Source organism: Desulfobacter sp. (assembly GCF_050177295.1).
Window position 1 is genome coordinate 1 of the sequence record NZ_JBFXHE010000474.1, and the last position, 3,158, is coordinate 3,158.

2 protein-coding genes are annotated in these 3,158 nt (G+C 48.0%); both read left to right on the forward strand.

Annotated features, from left to right (window positions below; translation table 11 throughout):
• The first annotated feature begins 267 nt into the window (after nt 1-267).
• Entirely contained in the window at nt 268-2,091 is a 1,824-nt protein-coding gene (locus AB7U36_RS21290; RefSeq protein WP_428161625.1) for an ATP-binding protein, read from the forward strand.
• The coding region (locus AB7U36_RS21295; protein ID WP_428161626.1) for a sigma-54-dependent transcriptional regulator at nt 2,088-3,158 on the forward strand (1,071 nt) is incomplete at its 3' end. The genes AB7U36_RS21290 and AB7U36_RS21295, both read left to right, overlap by 4 nt.

Below are 3,158 nucleotides of genomic sequence, written 5' to 3' on the forward strand. Positions count from 1 at the left end.
TGCTGTAATGGTTTTTTTCATGATAAACTCCTTTAATCATGTGGTTATAAAATTAAAGTTCTCAAACTTCGTACACCATTCGAACTTATGGACTAAATATTGCAACCGGTATGCCAGAAGGTTTGAGAATATACAACATGCTGGAATTATATGTTTTCGTGTTTTTGGTTATGTTTGTTGATTGTAAAAAGGAGATGCAGTGATTAAATTTTAATCAGTTCGCCGGATACCGGTGATTAAAATTTAATCAGTCAGCAGAAGATAATTATGATGTCAGAGAACAAAACACCCTATCTGAACCGGTCCATATCACCCTGGGTCATCATTGGAATCAGCGTTGTCCTGGTGGGGGTGGTGGTCACCCAGGCCGTCATGAACTATAATCGTGAAAAAAAATATATGGGACAGATCCTTTCGGAAAAAGGCGCCGCACTCATTCGATCCTTTGAGGCGGGAACCATCACCGGGATGATGGGCCGGATGGGAAGCGAGGCGCATCTGCAGACCTTATTGGAGGAGACCGCGGCCCAGGAGGACATCTCTTATATCGTCATTGCGGATCAATCAGGGATTGTCCTTGCCCATAACCAAGAAGATAAAATAGGTTCCCCGTTTACACCTCCCCTTTCCAAAGCAGATGCGCAGCCCTCTGACCACCCCCAATGGCGCACGGTCAAAGGCCATGGATCAAAAGACTATTTCGAAGTTTATCAAACCTTTTTGCCGACATTGAAAGGTCATGGCCAGGGTAAAGGTTTCAGGCGGCATATGATGGGAAACCATATGAACGGTTCCCACGAGTGTGTCCAGAACTGGATAAAAGGGCCATCCCGGCAGCGCCTTTTAGACCCTGAAAAACGGCCGGCCATATTCATCGGGATGGACATCGCGCCATTTGAACACGCCCGGAAGGAAGATATTCAAAACAGCATCATAAGTATTGTTCTGATTTTATTTCTGGGACTGGGCGGCATTGTCTCCCTGTTCTGGGCCCAGAACCATGCCCGTTCCCGCAGGCTTCTTCTGGATACCCGGGCCTTTGCCTCGGAATTGGTAACAAGCCTGCCCATGGGGATTGTGGCTGTGGATGATGCCGCAAAGGTCATCTATGTCAATGAGACCGCTTCCATCTTTTTGAGAAAAGAACTTGACCAGATAAAAGGTAAAAATGCTGCCCAGGTGCTGCCGCCATCGTTGCTGGCACTGCTTGACCAGGTGGATCAAGGCGGTTTTGTGTCAGAACAGGAATTAAAACTGCCGTCCCGCACAGGCAAAGCCATTCCGGTCACCGTAACCATTACAAAAATTGTCGGAGAACGGGAAAATTTTATCGGTCATGTTTTCATTCTTAAAGATTTAAGCCGGATCAGGGCCCTGGAACTTGAGATCAAACAGAAGGAAAAACTTGCGGCCGTGGGTATCCTTGCAGCCGGTGTGGCCCATGAAGTCAGAAATCCCTTAAGTTCCATAAAAGGCTATGCCACCTATTTCAGCAGCCTGTTTGACCCGCAAAGCGATAATAAAAAGGCCGCCAACATTATGGCTGAAGAGGTTGACCGGGTGAACCGGGTCATCTCGGAGCTGCTTGAGTTTGCCCGGCCCATTGAACTGGAATTAAAGAAAGCCAGGATTTTTGAGCTGGTGGACAAGGCATTGCGGCTGATAAAATATGAAGCAGATCCGGCAGGTATAAAGATCATCAGCTCGGTTGAACCGCAGCTGCCCGAAGTTGAGGTGGATAAGGACCGGTTGATCCAGGTGTTGCTCAATATTTTTATAAATGCCATCCAGGCCATGCCGTCCGGCGGCACGTTAACCGTCAACGTCAAGGCCAGGGAGAATATGCTGCAGTTTGCAATTTCTGATACGGGCAACGGCATATCGCCCCAGGACCAGGCCAATATATTCAATCCCTATTTTACAACCAAAAAACGCGGTACAGGCCTTGGCCTTGCCATTGCCTTTAAAATCATCGAAAGCCATGGCGGAACCATCACTATTGAAAGCCTGAAAAACAAGGGCACCACATTTGTGATTACAATTCCCTTGGAACAAAACAAATTGGAGCAGAACAAAGAGGAGTTGATATGAAAGGCCGATTACTGATTGTTGATGATGACATAGCCCACCTGTCAATGCTTGAAACCCTTTTGAAAAGTCTTTCTTACGCCATTGAATGTGTCCAGGACGGTGCCGATGCCATCCGGCAAGTACAAAAAACCCCCTATGACCTTGTTCTCATGGATGTCAGGATGGCCAACGTGGGCGGCATGGAGGCGCTCAAAGAGATCAAGCACCTTAACCCCGCCATACCGGTGATTATCATGACGGCATACTCTTCGGTGGATAAAGCGGTTGAGGCCATGCGGCTGGGGGCGGATGACTATTTGACCAAGCCCTTGAATTTTGAGGAACTCAAGCTCTCCATTGAACGGGTGACCAAACATCTGCAATTGTCCCTGGAGAACAGTCAACTTAAAGCGCAACTGCTGAGCGAAGGGGATTTTTCCGGGATTATCGGTACAAGTCCGGCCATCGAAGAGGTTATTGGCACGGCTAAAATTGCAGCCCCCACAGATACCACCATTTTGATTTCCGGGGAGAGCGGTACCGGCAAAGAGTTGTTTGCAAAGGCCATTCACAAAAACAGCAAACGAAAAGAGAACCCATTGATCTCGGTGAATTGTGCCGCGTTGAGCGAAACCCTCCTGGAATCTGAATTGTTCGGCCATGAAAAGGGCGCATTTACCGGGGCGGATAAAGCACGGGACGGCCTTTTTATATCCGCGGACAAGGGCACGATTTTTCTTGATGAAATCGGAGAGGTCCCCCTATCCATGCAGGTCAAACTGCTCAGGGTGCTCCAGGAAAAAGAGATCCAGAAAGTGGGCTCTGATAAGGTCAAAAATATTGACGTGCGTGTGATTGTGGCCACCAACAAAGATCTGGAAAAAGAGGTGGAAAAGGGCGCTTTTCGACAGGACCTGTTTTACCGGCTTAATGTCATCAATGTCAAGGTACCCCCATTGCGGGACAGGGCAGACGACATCCCTTTGCTTGCCCAGAAATTTTTAAACAAGTACGCAAAAGAGAACAAAAAGGACATTAAAGGGTTTACCCCCATGGCCATGGATGCCCTGGTCAAATACAGCTGGCCG